19 protein-coding genes are annotated in these 18,621 nt (G+C 40.5%); 1 reads left to right on the top strand and 18 read right to left on the bottom strand.

Annotated elements, in window-relative coordinates; all coding sequences use genetic code 11:
* Nucleotides 1-18: 18 nt before the first annotated feature.
* From flhB to JG479_RS04520, 17 genes are all read right to left on the bottom strand, one after another.
* Complete coding sequence (gene flhB, locus JG479_RS04600; protein ID WP_024596365.1) at nt 19-1,149, bottom strand: flagellar biosynthesis protein FlhB; 1,131 nt, start codon at nt 1,147-1,149, stop codon at nt 19-21.
* A 9-nt stretch (nt 1,150-1,158) separates the two neighbouring features.
* Nucleotides 1,159-1,938, bottom strand: coding sequence for a flagellar biosynthetic protein FliR (gene fliR, locus JG479_RS04595; RefSeq protein ID WP_024596364.1), 780 nt, complete (start codon nt 1,936-1,938; stop codon nt 1,159-1,161).
* 2 nt (nt 1,939-1,940) lie between these two features.
* Entirely contained in the window at nt 1,941-2,210 is a 270-nt protein-coding gene (fliQ, locus tag JG479_RS04590) for a flagellar biosynthesis protein FliQ (RefSeq protein WP_002959325.1), read from the bottom strand.
* 40 nt (nt 2,211-2,250) lie between these two features.
* On the bottom strand, nt 2,251-2,991 hold the full coding sequence (gene fliP, locus JG479_RS04585) for a flagellar type III secretion system pore protein FliP (protein WP_002959327.1): 741 nt from the start codon (nt 2,989-2,991) through the stop codon (nt 2,251-2,253).
* Nucleotides 2,992-2,995: 4 nt separating this feature from the next.
* Nucleotides 2,996-3,379, bottom strand: a complete 384-nt coding sequence (gene fliO, locus JG479_RS04580) for a flagellar biosynthetic protein FliO (protein WP_002959331.1) — start codon at nt 3,377-3,379, stop codon at nt 2,996-2,998.
* Complete coding sequence (fliN, locus tag JG479_RS04575; RefSeq protein WP_002959332.1) at nt 3,376-3,774, bottom strand: flagellar motor switch protein FliN; 399 nt, start codon at nt 3,772-3,774, stop codon at nt 3,376-3,378. The genes fliO and fliN overlap by 4 nt, the downstream gene beginning before the upstream one ends.
* A 20-nt stretch (nt 3,775-3,794) precedes the next feature.
* Nucleotides 3,795-4,886 carry a flagellar motor switch protein FliM gene (gene fliM, locus JG479_RS04570; RefSeq protein ID WP_002959334.1) on the bottom strand — a complete coding sequence of 364 codons (1,092 nt, stop codon included), beginning with the start codon at nt 4,884-4,886 and terminating at the stop codon, nt 3,795-3,797.
* A 9-nt stretch (nt 4,887-4,895) separates the two neighbouring features.
* On the bottom strand, nt 4,896-5,426 hold the full coding sequence (fliL, locus tag JG479_RS04565) for a flagellar basal body-associated protein FliL (RefSeq protein WP_039484617.1): 531 nt from the start codon (nt 5,424-5,426) through the stop codon (nt 4,896-4,898).
* Nucleotides 5,427-5,483: 57 nt separating this feature from the next.
* On the bottom strand, nt 5,484-7,607 hold the full coding sequence (locus JG479_RS04560) for a flagellar hook-length control protein FliK (protein ID WP_200220055.1): 2,124 nt from the start codon (nt 7,605-7,607) through the stop codon (nt 5,484-5,486).
* Between the two features lie 89 nt (nt 7,608-7,696).
* Nucleotides 7,697-8,143: a flagellar export protein FliJ gene (gene fliJ, locus JG479_RS04555; protein WP_002959337.1), complete on the bottom strand. Its 447-nt coding sequence runs from the start codon at nt 8,141-8,143 to the stop codon at nt 7,697-7,699.
* Nucleotides 8,143-9,477 carry a flagellar protein export ATPase FliI gene (gene fliI, locus JG479_RS04550; RefSeq protein WP_002959338.1) on the bottom strand — a complete coding sequence of 445 codons (1,335 nt, stop codon included), beginning with the start codon at nt 9,475-9,477 and terminating at the stop codon, nt 8,143-8,145. The genes fliJ and fliI overlap by 1 nt, the downstream gene beginning before the upstream one ends.
* 18 nt (nt 9,478-9,495) lie before the next feature.
* A complete protein-coding gene (fliH, locus tag JG479_RS04545) occupies nt 9,496-10,302 on the bottom strand; it encodes a flagellar assembly protein FliH (RefSeq protein ID WP_200220054.1) in 807 nt (268 codons plus the stop codon).
* A 3-nt stretch (nt 10,303-10,305) separates the two neighbouring features.
* Complete coding sequence (gene fliG, locus JG479_RS04540) at nt 10,306-11,346, bottom strand: flagellar motor switch protein FliG (protein WP_007581881.1); 1,041 nt, start codon at nt 11,344-11,346, stop codon at nt 10,306-10,308.
* Nucleotides 11,339-13,054: a flagellar basal-body MS-ring/collar protein FliF gene (gene fliF / locus JG479_RS04535; protein ID WP_039484629.1), complete on the bottom strand. Its 1,716-nt coding sequence runs from the start codon at nt 13,052-13,054 to the stop codon at nt 11,339-11,341. The genes fliG and fliF overlap by 8 nt, the downstream gene beginning before the upstream one ends.
* A gap of 20 nt (nt 13,055-13,074) precedes the next feature.
* On the bottom strand, nt 13,075-13,407 hold the full coding sequence (gene fliE, locus JG479_RS04530) for a flagellar hook-basal body complex protein FliE (RefSeq protein WP_039484631.1): 333 nt from the start codon (nt 13,405-13,407) through the stop codon (nt 13,075-13,077).
* Between the two features lie 156 nt (nt 13,408-13,563).
* Nucleotides 13,564-15,030, bottom strand: coding sequence for a sigma-54-dependent transcriptional regulator (locus tag JG479_RS04525; RefSeq protein ID WP_200220053.1), 1,467 nt, complete (start codon nt 15,028-15,030; stop codon nt 13,564-13,566).
* The gene (locus JG479_RS04520; RefSeq protein ID WP_007581877.1) at nt 15,027-16,139 is read right to left on the bottom strand and encodes a sensor histidine kinase; all 1,113 of its coding nucleotides are present in this window, start codon (nt 16,137-16,139) and stop codon (nt 15,027-15,029) included. The genes JG479_RS04525 and JG479_RS04520 overlap by 4 nt, the downstream gene beginning before the upstream one ends.
* Nucleotides 16,140-16,271: 132 nt before the next feature.
* Between JG479_RS04520 and JG479_RS04515 the strand changes: the two genes are divergently transcribed.
* Entirely contained in the window at nt 16,272-16,865 is a 594-nt protein-coding gene (locus JG479_RS04515; protein WP_200220052.1) for a DNA-3-methyladenine glycosylase I, read from the top strand.
* A gap of 307 nt (nt 16,866-17,172) precedes the next feature.
* On the opposite strand, the gene JG479_RS04510 is transcribed toward JG479_RS04515, so the two are convergent.
* Nucleotides 17,173-18,609 (bottom strand): sigma-54 dependent transcriptional regulator, encoded by a 1,437-nt coding sequence (locus JG479_RS04510; protein ID WP_200220051.1) that lies wholly within the window; start codon nt 18,607-18,609, stop codon nt 17,173-17,175.
* Nucleotides 18,610-18,621 lie beyond the last annotated feature (12 nt).

Below are 18,621 nucleotides of genomic sequence, written 5' to 3'. Positions count from 1 at the left end.
AGTTACTCTGTTAACGGTTTAATACTTGTAGGCATCGGGGATTGGCAGCTTTTTATTGAGCTTAGTTGGACGTTTTCCGCGCCCTTTATTAAAGCGCTTAAGCTGAAATACATACGCTAAAACTTGCGCTACTGCGGTAAATAGCTGATCGGGTATTTGCTCTCCTACTTCAGCCGTATGATAAAGCGCTCGGGTCAACATGGGGGATTCTAATATAGGTACTTCATTCCCTATTGCTACTTTTCGAATTTGCATCGCCATTTCATCAATGCCTTTAGCAAGCACTATAGGCGCACCTGCGCGCTCCGTGTCGTATTTTAATGCTACAGAGTAGTGAGTTGGGTTGGTAACAATAACATCAGCGTCAGGAACATCTTGCATCATGCGGTTTTGCGACATTTGCCTTTGTGTTTGCCTAATGCGCGCTTTTATTTGTGGGTCACCTTCAGAATTTTTATACTCATCTTTAATTTCTTGCATTGTCATTTTAAGTTGTTTGTTATGGTTGTAACTTTGAAATGGTGCGTCAATGGCGGCAATAACAATTAAAGTGCACGAAAGGCCTAAAAACATCCACCCTAAAATCTCTAAGGCATGAATAATATTACCCGGTGCACTTTCTAAACTTAAATGCAGTATTTCATCAAAATAAGTATTAATTAAAAACACAGCAAAACTTGCAACCAAACCAAATTTTAAGAGTGACTTTACAAGCTCAATGGCCGCTTGTGGGCCAAACATCCGCTTAAAGCCCTTCATTGGCGACATTTTACTTGCTTTAGGTGCAGCAGCTTCCCAGCTAAAGTTAAAACCACCGAGTAACGTATTACCAATAAATGCAGCCAAAACGATAATTAATACAAACATAGCCATAGGAAACATTAACGCGTCTGCAACCTCTCCCCACACGGCAAACATTTTAGTGGTATCAAAGGCTTCGTTGCGGTTTAAGCTAAGGGTTCGGCCCATTACATTGTATAAACCTTTACCAATTTCAGGACCATACATCAAAAGCGATATAGCCGAAAAAATAAGCACAAACATGGTACCTAACTCTTTTGAGCGTGCTATTTGGCCTTTCTTTTTAGATTCTTCAAGCTTTTTGGATGTGGGTTCTTCTGTTTTTTCTTGTCCTGAGTCTTCAGACATGACTTTCTCCTAAGGTGAGCAACCAACTAAAGTACACATTAGCTCAACCATTTTTAACCATTGAAACTCAAACTGAGTAACAAAGTTACCTAGTGTCGCCCAAATAATAATAAGTCCCGCTACCAAGGTAAACGGAAAACCAATAGAGAAAATATTTAATTGCGGCGCTGCACGCGTCATAATCCCAAACGACATATTAATAACGAGCATTGCGGTAAGCGGTGCAAGTGAGAGTACCAGTGCGGTAGTAAACATCCAGCCGCCCCAGGTCACTATGTCCCAGTAATGATCTACAGACCACCATGTGCCATCAATAGGTAGCACTTGAAAGCTATGTACCACCATTTGAATCATCATTAAATGACCGTTAAAAGCAAAAAATAACAAGGTAGCCAAAATAAGGAAAAACTGGCCAACCGCTGGGACGCTTGCGCCATTAGAGGGGTCAATAACCGAAGCAAAACCTAAACCGGTTTGCATCGCAAGTATTTGCCCTGCTAACACAAAAGTATTTAATAAAAGTATAGATGCAAAACCAATAGCAACACCAATCAGCATTTGTTGAATAACGACTAAAATCATCTCAAACGAAAATAAATTAGTGAATGTAGCGGGCGGTAGAACAGGAACAACAAGAAAAGTTACAACAACTGATAACCCCATTTTTATACGCGTAGGGACATTTTTAGCACCTAAACCAGCCATAATCATAATCATTGAGCTAATGCGTACCAGGGGCAGCAAAAAATCGCTCAACCATTGAATAACGACAGCAAAGGGGTATTCCACGTTTAACCTGCAATTTCAGGAATAAGTAATACTAGGCGAGTAAAAAAATCCATCAGTTCTTGAGTAAGCCAGTGCCCACCTACAATTAGCGCACTAATGGTAATTAATAAACGAGGTAAAAAGCTCAACGTTTGTTCATTGATTGATGTTGCCGCCTGAAATACAGCAACCACTAAACCAATAATTAAGCCTGGGACTACAATTGCAGACACCAATTTAATAACTAAAAACAGCGCGTCACTTAGAATATCAACAAAAATTTCCGGTTCCATGTTGTACTCCTATTGTTGGGTCATGTTAATGCTTTGCATACTAAGTCCCTAAACCAAAGCTTTTAGCTAGAGTCCCCATCACTAAGCTCCAACCATCAACAAGTACAAACAGCATAATTTTAAACGGTAAGGACACTATCATGGGAGAAAGCATCATCATACCCATCGCCATTAAGACCGAAGCGACCACTAAATCAACAATTAAAAATGGGATAAAAAACATAAACCCAATTATAAATGCCGTTTGCAGTTCGCTGGTTACAAAGGCCGGTATTAACACTATTAATGGCGTATCTTGTGGCGAATTTAGCTGATCGTAACCAGCAATTTTAGCAAACGTTTCTAAATCTTTTAAACGCACCTGTGAAAGCATAAATGCTTTCATTGGCTCTTTAGCAAGCTCTAAAGCCTCTACTGATGTAACCTGCTCATTTAAGTAAGGCTCTATAGCTCGCTCGTTTACCTGCTGATAAATAGGCGCCATTATAAAAATACTTAAAAAAAGTGACATACCTAATAACACTTGGTTTGACGGTGTTTGCTGTAAGCCAATTGCTTGGCGCAAAATGGCGAGTACAACAATAATTCGTGTAAAAGAGGTCATCATAATTATGGCGGCCGGTATAAAACTCAGCGCCGTCATAATTGCTAAAACTTGTAACGTTACTGAGTAATCTTGTGTGCCATCAGCGTTTGTTGTAATAGTAAGGGCATCAATTCCTTCTGCACTTACATTTGGTACAAACACCATGGCAAAAATAATAAGCAGCCACTTTGTCATAGGTTTAATTCTTTTTATTTTGGTTTGATTGCGGGTTTAAAAGTTTACCAAATCGTTTAGCGAGTTCAGGCAGTTCTTTTTCACTTAATGGGGTTTCTAACTTGTGTAAATAATTAATACTGTGGGGAGTTACACCAAGCAAATGCTGAGCATTATCTATCTCAACAACCATTAAACGCTCGCGAGAACCTAAAGGTAGACTTCTAACTACTTTAAACTCATCACTATTTGCTAAATTAGGGTTAAGCTTTTTAACAAAAAATGCCAGTACAATAATCAGTACTAGCACCATTACAAGCGACAGCACCATAGAGAGTATATCCCCAGTGGGTGTTGCCACATCTGCTTTTGAAAAAACGGTAGTCGTTAAAGCAACTAATAAGCTCATCGTAATTTTTTGATCCGCTCTACTTGGCTTATCACGTCAGTTAAGCGAATACCAAATTTGTCGTTTACTACAACTACTTCGCCATGAGCGATTAAAGTACCATTAACTAGCACGTCTAGCGGCTCACCCGCAACACGGTCAAGCTCAACAACAGAGCCTTGATTAAGTTGCAGTAAGTTACGAATATTGATTTTAGAGCGCCCTACTTCCATTGAAATAGTAACGGGGATATCTAAAATAGTGTCGAGTTTTCGTTTTTCATCACCACTCATTTCGTGTTTTGAATCACTTAACTCATCAAGCTCTGCAACATGTGCTTCGCCACTATCATCTGGACCTTCGGCTTCTGCTAATGCTGCTGCCCATTCATCCATTGTGTCTTGATCATCGCTCATACTTTTAACCTTTTAATCAATTACCAGTCTAAGTCTACACCGTCAGAGAGGTGTAAATCATCTTCTAGTTCTGCTAATTCTGCATCTGAGTCAATTTTCTTGCCGCCTTTGGTAAATACATGCAGCTCAGATTTAACTGAATCAGGTCGTTTAATTTTTTCACTAATTTGAAGCGCAACATTATCGCGAGAGCGACCCATCTTGGCTCTAAATGTAGGGAGTTCCTCAACAAATACGGTTATATGCTCAGGCATTTCAACCGGAATAATATCACCCGCTTTTAATTCCATAATTTGCTTTAAGGTCAAATCAACTTCAAGTAACTGAGTCGACATATCAACCTCAACATCCATTATTTCATCGCGAAGTGCTTTGCTCCAACGTAAGTCGGTATCCTCTGTATCAGATTGAACACCCGCATCTAAAAGCTCTCGGATTGGCTCAAGCATCGAATACGGAAGTGCAATATGAAAATCGCCACCACCGCCATCAAGCTCAATATGAAAAGAGCTAATAACCACAACCTCTGTTGGACTTACAATATTCGCCATAGCTGGGTTTACTTCTGAATCGAGATATTCAAACGATACATCCATAACCGGTGCCCATGCTTCTTTATAATCTTCAAAGATTATTTTAAGGAGCATTTGTACAATCCGGCGCTCTGTTGGGGTGAACTCTCGGCCCTCTATTTTTGCATGATAACGCCCGTCACCACCAAAAAAGTTATCTACCAAAATAAACACAAGTCGTGCTTCCATGGTAATCAGGCCTGTGCCTTTTAAAGGCCTAAAACGGACCATATTTAAACTAGTTGGAACAAATAAAGTATGAATATACTCGCCAAACTTAATCATTTGCACGCCGTTAATAGACACCTCTGCGGTGCGACGCATCATGTTAAATAGGCTAATTCGCATATGACGAGCAAAGCGTTCGTTAACAATTTCCAGCGTCGGCATACGACCACGCACGATCCGATCTTGCGAAGAAAAATCGTACTGAAGCGTACTCCCCCCGCCATCTTCACCTTCGTGTATATCTTCCTCTTCAACGTCATCAACGCCGTGTAATAGAGCATCAATTTCGTCTTGGGATAATAAATCGCTCACGCTAACCCCTTATTGCATCACAAAGCCGGTAAACAATACCCGCTCAATTACTTTGCTGCCTTCAACATCATTTAAAGCCGCTTGGACTTTTTCAAGTGCAGAAAAACGAAGTGTTTCTTTACCCGTACTCGTACTTAACTCATCAGCAGTTGTAGTAGAAAATACACTCAATAGCGTACCTTCTATCAGTGGAATATGTTTTTTGGCTGTTTCCTCGTTTACTTCACCACGCACTAATAACTGCACTTTAATTTGTACAATTCTATCGCGACTTGAACCTGGCACATTAAATACAAATGGGCGTGGCATAGCCACATATAAAGCACTACCAATTTCAGCTGAATCAGTAGGCTCAGCTGAAGCTGCATCTGTTGATATTGCAGTCTCTTCATCTAAGCTTTCAACTGACGCACCCGAACCTGACATAAAGAAGTAACCCGCTGCACCACCTACAATAACTAGTACAGCTAATATGATTATTATTAGTTTCTTTTTACTTTTACCGGTTTCTTCGATTTCTAAACTTGCTTCTTCAGCCATCATGATTCCTTTAATCGCAAAGGTACTTGCTTGTTTTAACTATTATAATAGCAGTACTTAGGCATAGTAATCTATTGATGATGAAGTTTGTTGTCGAGAACTTTGTGCAGTGTTATTTGCTTGCTCGTCGTTTTCATCATTAACTGACTTATTATTAGCCAAATTACCTTGGGCTCCACTCTCACTTTGCTCAGCTGTTTCACCACCTGATTGCCCATAAGAAATAGTGCTTTCACCAAGCTCTAGTCCTTGTTGCGCTAACATTTCACGTAAGCGCGGCATTGATTGCTCAAGTGCTTCTTTTGCTTGCTGGTTTTGTACAACAAAGTTTATATGTGCTTGTTCTGCATCGCTACGAATACGTATTTGCATGCTGCCCATTTCTGGAGGATCGAGGCGAATTTCTGCTTCTTTATTATTAATGCTCAGCATTGAGCTAACGCGCTCTTGCAGTAATTTAGCTGCATCACTTTTAACAATATTAATTGCCTGCATTACACCTGGATCAATACTTACTTGCTTAACTTGTGATGTACTTTGTAATTGTTGAGTTTGTATTACTTGGGTATCAAGTAAGCTCTGCTCGTAATTTAATGAGTCGTATTGGCTTAATGTGCTCATTTGTTGAGTATTTATAGCGGCTGTAATTTGCGTAAATACTTGTGCTACGCGTGCAGGCGTTTGTTCTGCCGTTATTTTTCTAAGCCCATCTTTTTGTAACTCTTCAAATGATTTTAATAAATCATCACGCTTAGTTGGGGTTATTGCGGCTTTATTTAAATCCGCGCCTTCGTTTGTCGATGCCTTTAAGCTTAACTTTTGTGGATTATATACTGTATTAGGAGTCTCTGACGCCACAAACGTTTTTGAGTCTGATTTAGCGGTATCAGCAAGCCCTATTTCAATAGAAGCTTTTAACTCATTAACTGTTTGCTTAAGCACTGACAACTGCTCACCTTTAGGCTGCTCTGTTTTAATATAAGCGTTTAATTGCGTTAATAAACTTTGTTTTTCAGTTGTATTAAGTGAATTGATTTCTGCGCTAAAAGGATGTTTTGTTACCGTGCTTTGCGCTTTTTCGTTATCAGTAATAAATTGTGCAAGCATTTGCTTAAGATTTGAAGTACTACTAGCTACGCTATTTGTTGAATCAGTATTCTCTAATACCGTAACTTGCGCGTTAAGTTGTGAGCGTTGCTCAGGCGTTAAACTAGCAATAACGCTATTAGCTTTAATTAAGCTCGCATCTTTCGTCATTAGAGTATCTATTGCTACACCTTTTTCACTCTCAGATGTCTGTGAACTTGCTTGTGTCGTTTGTGATTCAGTTAAAGGAGGTGGCGATACAGATGGAGCTTCTGTAAGTATTGCTGTTGGCAGCACTATATTCTTTGCACTTTTACTGACAGGTTTATCTTGAGCTAATTGATCCTTTATATCCATTGAAACTAATTCAGTGTCATCAACTATAGGGCCTAGACTGTCATCGGGCTTTTTATTTATAGAATTTAATGGGCTTTCAATAGCTTTGGCAACATCACTTTTACGATGCTTGCCTTCATTTAATGGTAATGAATTCAAAGATGCTGAGCTTAAGCTATCACTTTTTGAATCAGTTAATTTAGCCGTTTTAGAGTCTACATTAGTGGCAATTAGATTTTGCACTACACTGGCTGTATTCGCTTCTTCAGGCGATACTTCATCACTTGTATTAGTGGATGCAATTACTCGTGTGCTTTGTAATTCTGAATTCTCTATTTCTGTGTTTTCTATGTCTGTATTCTCTGCTTGTGTAGCTTCTAACTCTGCATTTTCTGATTCTATACTTTTAGTTGCATCGAACGGCTTATTAATCGAGGTGCTCATTGCTTGTGCTGAATTAATTTGATCAAGCATCTCAACAGATACAAAAGTAACTTCGTCTGTTGTTATTTCATCTAGCTTTACGCTCAGATTTTCATTTTCTTCTGGCTGTTTATGCTTAGGTATGGCAATCGAGTTTTCGGCATCGGGATTTTTATTGCCCTTAAGCAAAGGCCCCATAGAGTTATGCGCTTCATTTAGCTGGCTTAAAAATTCCTCGCCTAAATTTCCTTCGCCATTAGCTAAGCTATTGTCTTTAAAAGCTAACAGTGAATCTTTTTCAGAAGAAACTAAAAACGAAATGTTGTTCATCGCCATAAATCACCTAATACCATTACGGCAATATGCCACCGCATACCGCCAAAAGTTAAATACCACTAAGTAACAAAGCAATTAACGTGCCTGAATTACAAAGCTTTCCGACGTTGAAAAAACTGATTAGCTGAAAACTCATCTAACATTTTTTGCTCGTTTTTAGCCATTAATGCATTTGCTTTGAGTTTTTGATTCTCGATTAATTTGGCAACTGCTTTAGCTTTAATTTGCTGCTTAAGCCATAGCGTTTTACGTTGAGTAACAACTTGCTTAGCGGTATTTACTGTACTTGCTTGTTGGCGAATTGCCTCTTCAATTTTAGCTATAAAAGCATGGTACTGACCAAACCCTGCACTAGATAAACCCGACTTACCTTTTAGGTGTAACTGCTGAGAGTATTCAAGTCTAAAGTTATTTAAACCTTGCAGTTTTTGTTGATTTGCTTGCAAATTTTGATTGGCTTGTAAGTAACTCATGCGCAAATTTTCTTCTTTATCATTTTCAATTTTGAGCAATAAATCGAGTTTATTTTTAGCCATTATGCTTGTCCTAGTAACTGAGCAAGACCTTGCAGACCATCATCGTAACTAATGACATCTCGCATACCTTGTTGTAAAAATGCATTTACTCTTGGCATCATATTTATGGCTTGGTCGAGCATTTGATCGGTCCCTTTTTGATAAGCACCTAAAGTAATCATATCTTTGTTTTGTTGGTACATTGAATAAACTTGCTTAAGTACACGGGCTTGTTGCATGTGTGGTTCAGAAACGACTTGAGGCATAACACGCGAAATCGATTTTTCTATATCTATGGCGGGATAGTGCCCGCTGTCGGCTAAATCACGCGATAATACAATGTGGCCATCTAAAATAGCTCGCGCTGCATCAGCAATAGGGTCTTGCATATCATCGCCTTCACTCAACACAGTAAAAAAGGCGGTAATTGAACCCTGCCCTTCACCGCCATTACCAGCACGTTCCACCAGCGCAGGTAATTTAGCAAACACCGAAGGCGGATAACCCTTTGTCGCAGGCGGCTCGCCTACAGCAAGTGCAATTTCACGTTGCGCCATTGCATAACGCGTTACCGAATCGAGTAACAATAATACGTTTAAACCCTGATCTCTAAAATACTCTGCAATAGTTACAGCGCTCTCACAGCCTTTTAAACGCATAAGCGGTGATGAATCAGCGGGCGCTGCAACTACAACTGAACGTTTGCGCCCCTCTACACCGAGTATTTCTTCAATAAATTCTTTTACTTCGCGACCACGCTCCCCCACTAAGCCAACAACAATTACATCGGCTTCGCTACCTCGGGTCATCATACCGAGAAGTACTGATTTACCCACACCAGAGCCTGCAAACAAGCCCATGCGCTGGCCTTGCCCTACTGTAATAACCGAGTTAATAGCACGCACACCTACATCCATAGGCTTAGTGATTGGTCTTCTTGAAAGCGGGTTTATAGTATTTTGTGCAAACTTTAAATGATGCTCAGCATTAATTTTACCAAGGCCATCTAGCGGTCGCCCTAAGCCATCAACCACGCGCCCTAGTAAACTCATCCCTACAGGTAAACCTAAGTTATTAACTTGAGGAATTACACGCGCACCAGGAAGTACACCAGAGATATGATCATTAGGCATTAAATACAGAGTTTGATCGTTAAAACCGACTATTTCGGCGTCTACAAAGCCGTTCATAGTTTCTATTTTACATTGGCTACCAACGGGAGCACGTAAACCTCTAGCCTCAAGGGTAAGGCCAACAACACGCGTTAAAATACCTGCCACAGCAGGCGCTGGGGTTTTAATATGTTGTTGATATTGAGATAAGCGTTCGCTTAAAGGTGCACGTTGAGTTGACATAACACGCCAATAAAATAGTTAGATACCACTATTATGCAAAAAACTATCCAACGTTTCTTTGACACGTGTTTTAAGGGTCATATCGAGTGATGATTGCGCTGTTTTAACTTCACAGCCACCGCGCTCAAGAGTGGGCTCTGCCATTAATTGCCAGTTATTATCAATAATGGTTTGTTCGCCGTAACTCTCTTTTATGAGCTCTAAATCTTCGGGGTTTAAATGAATTCGTACTTTTTCTTGCTCGGCATTAAGAGAATCTATACTTTGCTTTAACGTATGTAAAATCACACCTGGCGATGTTTTTACTTCTTGATAAATAACAGCTTCCGCTAACATGCTAGCAAGTTGTACTAATTGCCTTTCGGCTTGTTCATCTACTTTATCTAGCGGTGCAGTAAGTCCCTCTAAAATAGTTTTTAAACTTGTTAACTGCTCTTCAATTAATGGTTTTACGTCATCAAGGCCTTTGGTTTTGCCTTGCTCTAAGCCTTCTTTGTAGCCTGCCTCTTTGCCTTCGCCAACGCCTTTTTCAAAACCGTCTATGTAGCCTTGCTCATGACCTTGCTTAAGGCCTTCTTCGTAGGCGTCTTGCCTAATGCGTTCAAGCTCAACCATAGTAAGCGCAGGCAATTCTGGTTCTTGTGGCTCATCAATTGGCATTTCTTCAGCTAATTCTTTTTTATACAGATCACTAAGCGGTGTGCCGTAAGCCGTAGAGCGATTGCCAAAGCTGCTCTCATCTGGTGCTACATCTGGAATAGCCCAGTTTTTTAATAATTCATCTGCTTCATCAGCCCGAAGTGTGCGCCCTTTGAGTTTGCTCATGGCTTACAAGAACTCCTCGCCACCGCCGCCGCCCAGCTGAATTTCACCTGAGTCAGATAAACGACGCGCTGTTGATAAAATCTCTTTTTGCGCCGCTTCTACTTCACTTATACGAACAGGTGCCATAGCTTCTAAATCATCAGCTAGCATTTCGGCTGCACGCTTAGACATATTGCCCAGTATTTTATCTTTAAGGGCATCGTCTGTGCCTTTAATTGCTTTCATTAATACGTCTTGTTGTACTTCTCGTAGGATTGCTTGAATACCACGGTCTTCAACATCCATTAAGTTTTCAAACACAAACATTAAGTCTTGAATTTGCTGCGACATCTCTTCGTCATGCTCACGGATAGAGTCCATTAACTGCCCTTCTACATTGGTATCTAGGTAGTTCATAATATCTGCAGCTGCTTTTAAGCCACCCATTTTAGCGGCTTGTGCACCTGCTTGGCCGGCAAATTGTTTTTCCATAATTTCGTTTAGCTCTTGCAGTGCTGCTGGCTGAACTTCTTCAAGGTTTGCAATACGCATTGTTAAATCTAAACGCACTTTTTCAGGGAACTGAGCAATAATCTCAGCTGACTGTTCTGGCTCTAAATACGATAATACAATAGTTTGAATTTGCGGATGCTCATTACGAATAATGTTTGCTACCTGCTTAGAGTCCATCCATTTTAATGAATCCAAGCCTTTAGCACCTGAGCCCATAACAATTTGGTCAATAAGGCTAGCGGCTTTGTCTTCACCAAGTGCTGCTGTAAGCGCTTTTTTAATAAAGTCTTCTGACTGAAAACCAATGGTACTAAAGCTTTGAATTTGTTCTATAAACAAGTTGTGTACAGCGCTTATTTTAGCTTGAGATAAATCCTGTAGCCCAGCCATCGCCATACCCACTTTTTGCACCTGTTTAGGTTCTAAGTGTTTAAGGATTTGCGCGGCATCTTCTTCTGATAAACTCAAAAGTAATATAGCGGCTTTATCTACCCCATCTAGCTTATCAACATCAAAGGCTGGCGGGAGTTGTTTTTGTTCTTGATCAGTCATCTTCTGTTAACCACGCTTTCACTACTTGTGATGATAGTTCTGGTTCGTTAGCTACAAGGGCACGAATTGCTTTGAGTAAATCTTCGTCGCCATGTAAATCCGGTAACTGCAGTGTACCATCACTTGAGAAACCAACCGAAGCAGAATCAAAGTCTTTATTTAGCATATCAAGTGTATTGTCGCCAATATCTACGCCTGAACTTAATGCATCTTCGTCGTATTCTTCTAGTGTATCGTCTGGGTAAATTAAGCGCTTAAGCATTGGTTTTACTACTGCCATTATCAATACAATGATAACTAAGGCGCCTAGTACAAGGCGGGCTATTTTCATAAACCAGTCTTGTTCCCACAGTGGCACTTCTATTGCTAAATTTGTTGCTTCACGTACAAACGGCACTGTTACTACTTCAAGTGCATCACCACGTTGCATATCAAAACCTACACCACCTTGTAGTAAGCGACGAATATTTGACAATGCCTCTACCGAGCGCGGGGCCATTGTTGTTTCGCCGTTTTCTCCCACTTTAGGGACGTAATCAACAGCAACTGACACACTTATTCTGCGTATTACACCACTTTGCTGGCGCTTGTGAGAAATTGTTGTATCGAGTTCATAATTACGTGTTGCTTCTTTGTGGCTACGTGTTGGTGACGTAGCTGTGCCTGCGCCGCCCTGCCCCGCAACCTCAGGAATGTTTGAGTTTAGCGGTGGTTGATTTGTAAGCGCACCAGGAATACCAACAGCTAAACCACCAATGTTGTTTTCTTCAAATGTGGTTTCGCTTCTAACCGCTGGTAGGTCTGGGTTATAACGCTTTTGAGTTTCCTCAACTGAGCTAAAGTCCATGCTCAAATCAACTTGAGCTGTATAGTTTGCAAGCCCAACAACCGGTATTAAAATACTGTCTATTTTTTCAAGATACTCTTGTTCGCGCTTACGTTCTAAATCGTATTCTTTACGAGAGCGTGCTGCTAATGAGCTTTGCGAACCTGAGTTTAATAATCGACCATTTTGGTCAGTAACCGTAACACGTGCAGGCTCTAAGCCTTGTACTGCTGAAGCAATCATATCAACAACAGAGTCTACTTCTTCACGGTCAAGTGAGCGGCCACGCTTAAGTGTTAATACAACAGTAGCGGATGGTTTTTTCTCTCTGCGGGCAAATACGTTTTCTTTAGGGATGGCTAACAATACTTTGGCGCGAGTAATGTTATTTAGCTCTTCAATGGTGCGTGCTAATTGCTGTTCACGACCATGTTTTAAACGTTCACGCTCCAAGCGTTGGCTTACACCAAAGCCCATATCTTGCATAATTATGTCAGAGCCAGATGCAGGGCCTTGCTCTAACCCTTCGCGGGTCATTAGCAGTTTAATGTTTTGGTATTCGCTTTCATCAACCGATACAACATTGCCATCTAGTTGGTATTCAATTTTTTGAGCATCTAAAAAGTCTAATGTTTGAATAAGCTCTTCTGTTTGCATTTTGCCTAACGGGCGCATATCTGGCTGACGAGCCCAAATAATAATAAAAATCGCGATAGCTAAACAAATAGCCAATGCTATAACCAATGTTACTTGGCGCAATACATCAACACCATTTAAAGCACTTAAGTAGCCTGACTTTTGTTCTTGTTGATCATCACCACCACTTTGGTCAATACCGCCACCAGCAAGTGCTAGGTCTGTAGATTGGTTAGATTGCGCCACAATAATTCTCCACTACCTAATTAAACAGGCATGTTCATGATTTCTTTATAAGCTTCAACAAGTTTATTACGAACCTGTACTGTAGCCTCAAAAGCAACTGACGATTTTTGAGAAGCAATCATCGCCTCAGCAAGGGATACACTTCGATCCCCCATCTCAACTGCTGTTACTTTTTGCGCGGCATCTTGTTGTAATCCGTGCACTGAATTTATTGCATCACTTAGCATGTCGCCAAATTGTGCTGTAGAAGTAGACTGCACCTGAGTTGGCAGTTTATTAGTTTGATTATTACGGCCGGCTTCTAAAGCCATTGATTGCATTTCTTGAAATACAGCACTGTTTTGAATTTTCATAATTTATCTCTGACACGCAGTGAACTCTTATAAGTAATAAAGCACAAAGCATGCCAAATAATTAATCATTAAAATACAACGAGTTAACTTTAATTTGTGTGAGTCAGAGTTTTGACAACCCTAAGCTCACAGCGCAAACTTAGGGTTTATAGGAGGTTATGCAGGAAGTGAAATACCTAAATCGCGCATTTGCGCTAGTTTATAACGTAAAGTTCGTGGGCTTATGCCCAACGTTTCGGCAACGTCTTTACGCTTACCTTGGCAACGTGCAAGGGTTTCTAAAATAATGCGATGCTCTTTGTCTTTAAGCTCATCTTTATAGCTACCGGTATCTGCCGCTAGCAAACCTTGTTTAGGCTCATACTCTGCATGCGATTTTTCATCATAATATGCAGAGCTTAACGTGCTTTTATCAACACCTTTATCTGCGTGAGCTAATTCTGTTGGCGATACAGTTTGCGCCGGTGCCAATGAAGGCTCCATAACAAAGTTATTAGATACTAAGTTTTCAATAAAAATAGCATGCTCGTTTATTGTATCGCCACTTCGCAGTATAAGTGCACGCTGTATAACGTTATCAAGTTCGCGCACATTACCAGGCCACGCGTGAGCCAGTAACTTTTGCTCGGCAGCTTTATCTAAATACGCCATAGGCTCCTTGCTTTTACTTATATGGCGCTCAATTAAATGCTTAGCCAATACAATAATATCGCCAGGGCGTTGGCACAATGGTCGCCACATAAGTGGAAAAACATTAAGCCTGTAATATAAATCTTCTCTAAACTGATTTTCAGACACAGCTTCTTTTAAATCACGATTACTGGTTGCCAAAATACGTACATCAAGCTGAATTGTTTTACGCCCCCCTAAACGCTCTACTTCACGTTCTTGCAGTACGCGTAAAAGTTTAGCTTGTAGTCCTAAGTCCATCTCAGTAATTTCATCAAGTAAAATAGTACCGCCTTGTGCTTGCTCAAACTTACCCGGACATGCTTGAATCGCCCCCGTAAAAGCCCCTTTTTCGTAACCAAATAACGTGGCTTCGAGCATATTTTCAGGAATAGCCGCGCAGTTAATCGCTACAAATGGCTCATTACATCGGCTCGACTTATCATGAATATAACGCGCAAGTACTTCCTTACCTGAACCACTTGGACCAAGTACCATTACACTTGCATCAGAGCGTGCTACTTTACTTGCAAGCTCCAATAATTGAATACTAGTTGGATCAGCAATAATGGGGCCGTCGGTTTCTTTTTCTTTTTCAGGCAAATAACGGCTCACCATATTTAACAGCACTTCAGGTGCAAATGGTTTTGCCATGTAGTCAATTGCACCTAGGCGCATGGCCTCTACCGCATCGTCAATTGTGGCATAGGCCGTCATCATCAATACAGGTAAATCAGGGTGGTTTAATTTAATACTGCGTAGTAAATCCAGTCCACTCATTGCGCCCATTTGCACGTCGCTTACAACAAGCGAAAATTGATCCTTTTTAAGCAGTAACATTGCTTGCTCAGCACTGCTCGCTGCAACACATTCAATACCCGACATTTCAAGGGTATCTATTAAGGCTTCACGAAGCCCTGCGTCATCTTCGACAACTAAAATAGTGTTACTCATAATGACCCCTCTAATTTAGATGTTGCCTTAATAGGCAGTAACAAGCTAAAGCAGGCACCACCCTGCGTATTATTAGTCACATCAACACGGCCTTGGTGCGCACTAGCCACCGAACTCACTACAGCAAGCCCTAAACCTGTGCCCTGACTTTTTGTAGTAAAAAATGGTTCAAAAATTTTATCGCTTTGGCTTAAATCAACACCTGGGCCATTGTCGCTCACACTAATACGAACCATATCTAAATCTTTTAAATCTCTTTGTGCGCTAATTTTTACTTTTGCGCCGCCGCCAATAACTTGAATACTATTGTGCACAAGATTTTGAATAGCACTGGCCAATGCCGTTTTATTACCAACTATTTGTATATCGGGTTCTGGTAAGCTTACATCCAATTCACTTTCATTAAGTGCGACCATCGCATCAGCGCCCGCTTTAACTTCTGTTAAAAGCTGCTGCATTGAAACTTGCTCAACAACTTGCTGATCGCCACTTTTAGCAAATAACAGCATGTCGTTTACTTGAGTTTCTAAATCTTTTAAACGCGACATTAACTTTGTTTGAAAATTATCGCGAGATGCTTCGGGTAAGCGCTTAGACCCTAAATTAGCAGCGTACAGCATAGCGGCTGAGAGCGGCGTGCGTACTTGATGCGCTAATGATGCAACCATTTTACCCAGCGCGCTTAATCGCTGCATATGTGCAACACGTTTTTGTAAGCGGCGAGTTTCGGTTAAATCCGTCATTAAAATAAGTTGCCCAGGCTCTGGTGCTAAAGCAGTAATATCAAGCTTTATTAGGCGCCCGTCCTTTAAAGACACTTCATGGCCATCATCTTGATGTGGCCTAAAAGAGCGCTGAATAACATTAAACCAGCGTTCGCCTTCAAGTGGCTCGCCAAGCATATCAATCGCTATTTGATTCGCTTTTGCAATCAACCCTTTGCCATCAAGTACAACCACACCTGCTGGCATGGTATCAACCAAGTGCGAAAGCCAACTTGCTTGCTTGCGCAGATCGCTTAATTCACCAATGTACTCCTCTTGAAGTAAACATGGGTTATACTGATTTGCAGAAAAAAACTGTGGTTTTAGCACGCTAGCAAGGGCCATAATCAAATCTCGAATTGATGTAGATACATGTCTAAATGCACGATTTATACCAAAATTTATTTACATACTTATCATTAAGTTACATCAATAATTTGAGCGACATAAAAATGACGCACGCAAAAAGGAATAATAATGAGTGAGCAAATAAAGTGCCGTTGCCCGTGGCTCGACACCACTAAACCCGACTACGTTATTTACCATGATGAAGAATGGGGCGTCCCCCTTTATGATGATACAAAGCTGTTTGAATTTATCACTCTAGAATCAGCGCAAGCAGGCTTAAGCTGGTACACAATTTTAAAAAAGCGCAGCGGTTATAAAAAAGCATTTGCTAATTTTGATGTAGATAAAGTGGCACAATTCACACAAGATGACATTGAGAGATTAATGCTTGATGAGGGTATTGTGCGCAACCGATTAAAAATTGCGGCAACTGTTAACAACGCAAAGTGCTTTATAGAAATACAAAAAGAATTTGGAAGTTTTAGTAACTACCAATGGCAGTTTGTCGATAATAAACCGATTATAAGTAATTTAAATAACGCTGAGGATTATCCTGCAATTACAGAGGCATCAACTGCATTTGCTAAAGATTTAAAAAAACGGGGTTTTAAGTTTTTAGGCCCTACAACGGTTTACGCTCATATGCAGGCCTGCGGTATGGTTAACGATCATAGTAATGATTGTTTTAGAAAAGAAGAAATTATTAAGGCTTCTAGTGAGTAAGTGATTTATAACCATAAAAGTGATTAGTTCACAAAGAGGTTAAGAGACGCTGCGCTTTAGAGAAGTAAAGCGTAAGTTGACTATGGTTTCTCATTTACCTTCGTTTTTCTCTTTGTGAAATAACGTTTTATTTAAATGATTAAAAGCTTCGCTTTTCACGCGAGCAAGCTCAGCGTCTACCGCCAAGGTTTAAGTTTACGATTATCTTGTAGACGCCAAGCTTGCTTGCGTGACGGGCAAAGCCCGTAAAGTGATTGATCACAAATGAATAATAAATAACGAAAAGTATTTCACCATTTTCGTACTTCTAATCTCGTGAAAGATTATACTTTTTCATTTTCTCAACGAGTGTTGTTCTGCGAACCCCTAATATCTCTGCAGCGCGAGCTACAACGTAATCATAGCGCTCTAACGCTTGGGTAATTAAGCTAATTTCAAGCTCTGCTAAATAATCTTTAAGTTCAATACCATCATCAGGTAATAGCCCACTACCCGTTTGGCTAAACTCAGCGTCTGGCTCAGTTTCGTAATCACTAAAGCCTGTGCTAAATATGTCGTTAAAGGCGTCTTTTTCCATTAACTCTTCAGGGTATTCTGGCTCGTAGGCTTCAACTTCAATGTAACGATATTTGTTAGGTAAATCAGGAATATCGACCACTTTGTCAGGGAACATAATAACCATACGCTCCACCAAATTAGCAAGTTCACGAATATTACCAGGCCAAGCATGTTCTTTTAAGCTCTCAACTGCGCGCTCGGTAAACTTAGCGGTAGAACCAGTCTGGTCGTTAACACGGCGCATTAACTCCTTTAAAAGCAGCGGAATATCATCAGCACGTTCACTCAGTGATGGGTTTTCGATAGGAAATACATTTAAGCGGTAATATAAATCTTCCCTAAAACTGCCCTCTTCAATCATTGTTTCAAGATTACGATGCGTGGCTGCAATAACGCGTACATCAGCCTGAATAGCCTTTGTACCACCAACTCGTTCATAACTTCGTTCTTGCAATACTCGCAGCAACTTAACTTGCATTTGCAGTGGCATATCGCCTATTTCATCTAAAAATAGCGTCCCACCTTGAGCTAGTTCAAACCGCCCTTTACGCGCCGATATAGCACCAGTAAACGCGCCTTTTTCGTGGCCAAATAGTTCACTTTCGAGCAGCTCAGCCGGTATAGCACCACAGTTAACTGGTACAAACGGTCCATTAATACGCTTTGAAAGCAGGTGTACATTACGGGCAACCACTTCTTTACCAGTGCCTGATTCACCTAAAATTAAAACATTAGCGTCGGTTTTTGCCACTTGTTCAATTAAAAAGCGAACATCTTTTACGGCCTCTGTTTCACCAACAAGTCCATCAAAGATTTTATGCGGTTTAGTATGCTTATGCTCATTAGGCAGCATACGCTGATACTGCTGGCAATCGTGAAGTAACTGCGTTGTCACTTCGTGATTAAATGGCTCGCAAATAAGCCCCACTACATTAGCTATACTTAATAATGGTTTTAGCGTTTCGCCAATTAATAAAAACGGTAATGTTGGATAGCGTTTAATTAAGCTTTCGTGGTCAAGTGATTGCAACGCTCCTAAAATAATCATGCATTCTTGCTGCTGATATTTTTTGCATTCTTGTTCAAAGCAGTCTTCGCTTAATAGTTGAGCAGCTTCACCAATAAAGCCAAGTGAAGCATTTAATCCTATTGCGCGGTTGTTATTATTATCTAAAATCAAGATCATATTTAGCGAGCC

The organism is Pseudoalteromonas sp. LC2018020214 (genome assembly GCF_016598755.1).
GTDB classification, from domain to species: domain Bacteria; phylum Pseudomonadota; class Gammaproteobacteria; order Enterobacterales; family Alteromonadaceae; genus Pseudoalteromonas; species Pseudoalteromonas distincta.
The sequence above is the reverse complement of the archived record's forward strand: the minus strand, read 5'-3'. Positions and strand labels throughout refer to the sequence as shown.

What these genes read in the sequence shown, in the direction of transcription:
- JG479_RS04515 (WP_200220052.1), top strand. Translation starts at nt 16,272, where the DNA reads ATGAGTGAGCAAATAAAGTGCCGTTGCCCGTGGCTCGACACCACTAAA.
- fliH (WP_200220054.1), bottom strand. Translation starts at nt 10,302, where the DNA reads ATGAGCAAACTCAAAGGGCGCACACTTCGGGCTGATGAAGCAGATGAA.
- flhB (WP_024596365.1), bottom strand. Translation starts at nt 1,149, where the DNA reads ATGTCTGAAGACTCAGGACAAGAAAAAACAGAAGAACCCACATCCAAA.
- fliJ (WP_002959337.1), bottom strand. Translation starts at nt 8,143, where the DNA reads ATGGCTAAAAATAAACTCGATTTATTGCTCAAAATTGAAAATGATAAA.
- fliP (WP_002959327.1), bottom strand. Translation starts at nt 2,991, where the DNA reads ATGACAAAGTGGCTGCTTATTATTTTTGCCATGGTGTTTGTACCAAAT.
- JG479_RS04560 (WP_200220055.1), bottom strand. Translation starts at nt 7,607, where the DNA reads ATGGCGATGAACAACATTTCGTTTTTAGTTTCTTCTGAAAAAGATTCA.
- fliE (WP_039484631.1), bottom strand. Translation starts at nt 13,407, where the DNA reads ATGAAAATTCAAAACAGTGCTGTATTTCAAGAAATGCAATCAATGGCT.
- fliI (WP_002959338.1), bottom strand. Translation starts at nt 9,477, where the DNA reads ATGTCAACTCAACGTGCACCTTTAAGCGAACGCTTATCTCAATATCAA.
- fliN (WP_002959332.1), bottom strand. Translation starts at nt 3,774, where the DNA reads ATGAGCGATGATCAAGACACAATGGATGAATGGGCAGCAGCATTAGCA.
- JG479_RS04520 (WP_007581877.1), bottom strand. Translation starts at nt 16,139, where the DNA reads ATGGCCCTTGCTAGCGTGCTAAAACCACAGTTTTTTTCTGCAAATCAG.
- JG479_RS04525 (WP_200220053.1), bottom strand. Translation starts at nt 15,030, where the DNA reads ATGAGTAACACTATTTTAGTTGTCGAAGATGACGCAGGGCTTCGTGAA.
- fliG (WP_007581881.1), bottom strand. Translation starts at nt 11,346, where the DNA reads ATGACTGATCAAGAACAAAAACAACTCCCGCCAGCCTTTGATGTTGAT.
- fliO (WP_002959331.1), bottom strand. Translation starts at nt 3,379, where the DNA reads ATGAGCTTATTAGTTGCTTTAACGACTACCGTTTTTTCAAAAGCAGAT.
- JG479_RS04510 (WP_200220051.1), bottom strand. Translation starts at nt 18,609, where the DNA reads ATGATCTTGATTTTAGATAATAATAACAACCGCGCAATAGGATTAAAT.
- fliL (WP_039484617.1), bottom strand. Translation starts at nt 5,426, where the DNA reads ATGGCTGAAGAAGCAAGTTTAGAAATCGAAGAAACCGGTAAAAGTAAA.
- fliQ (WP_002959325.1), bottom strand. Translation starts at nt 2,210, where the DNA reads ATGGAACCGGAAATTTTTGTTGATATTCTAAGTGACGCGCTGTTTTTA.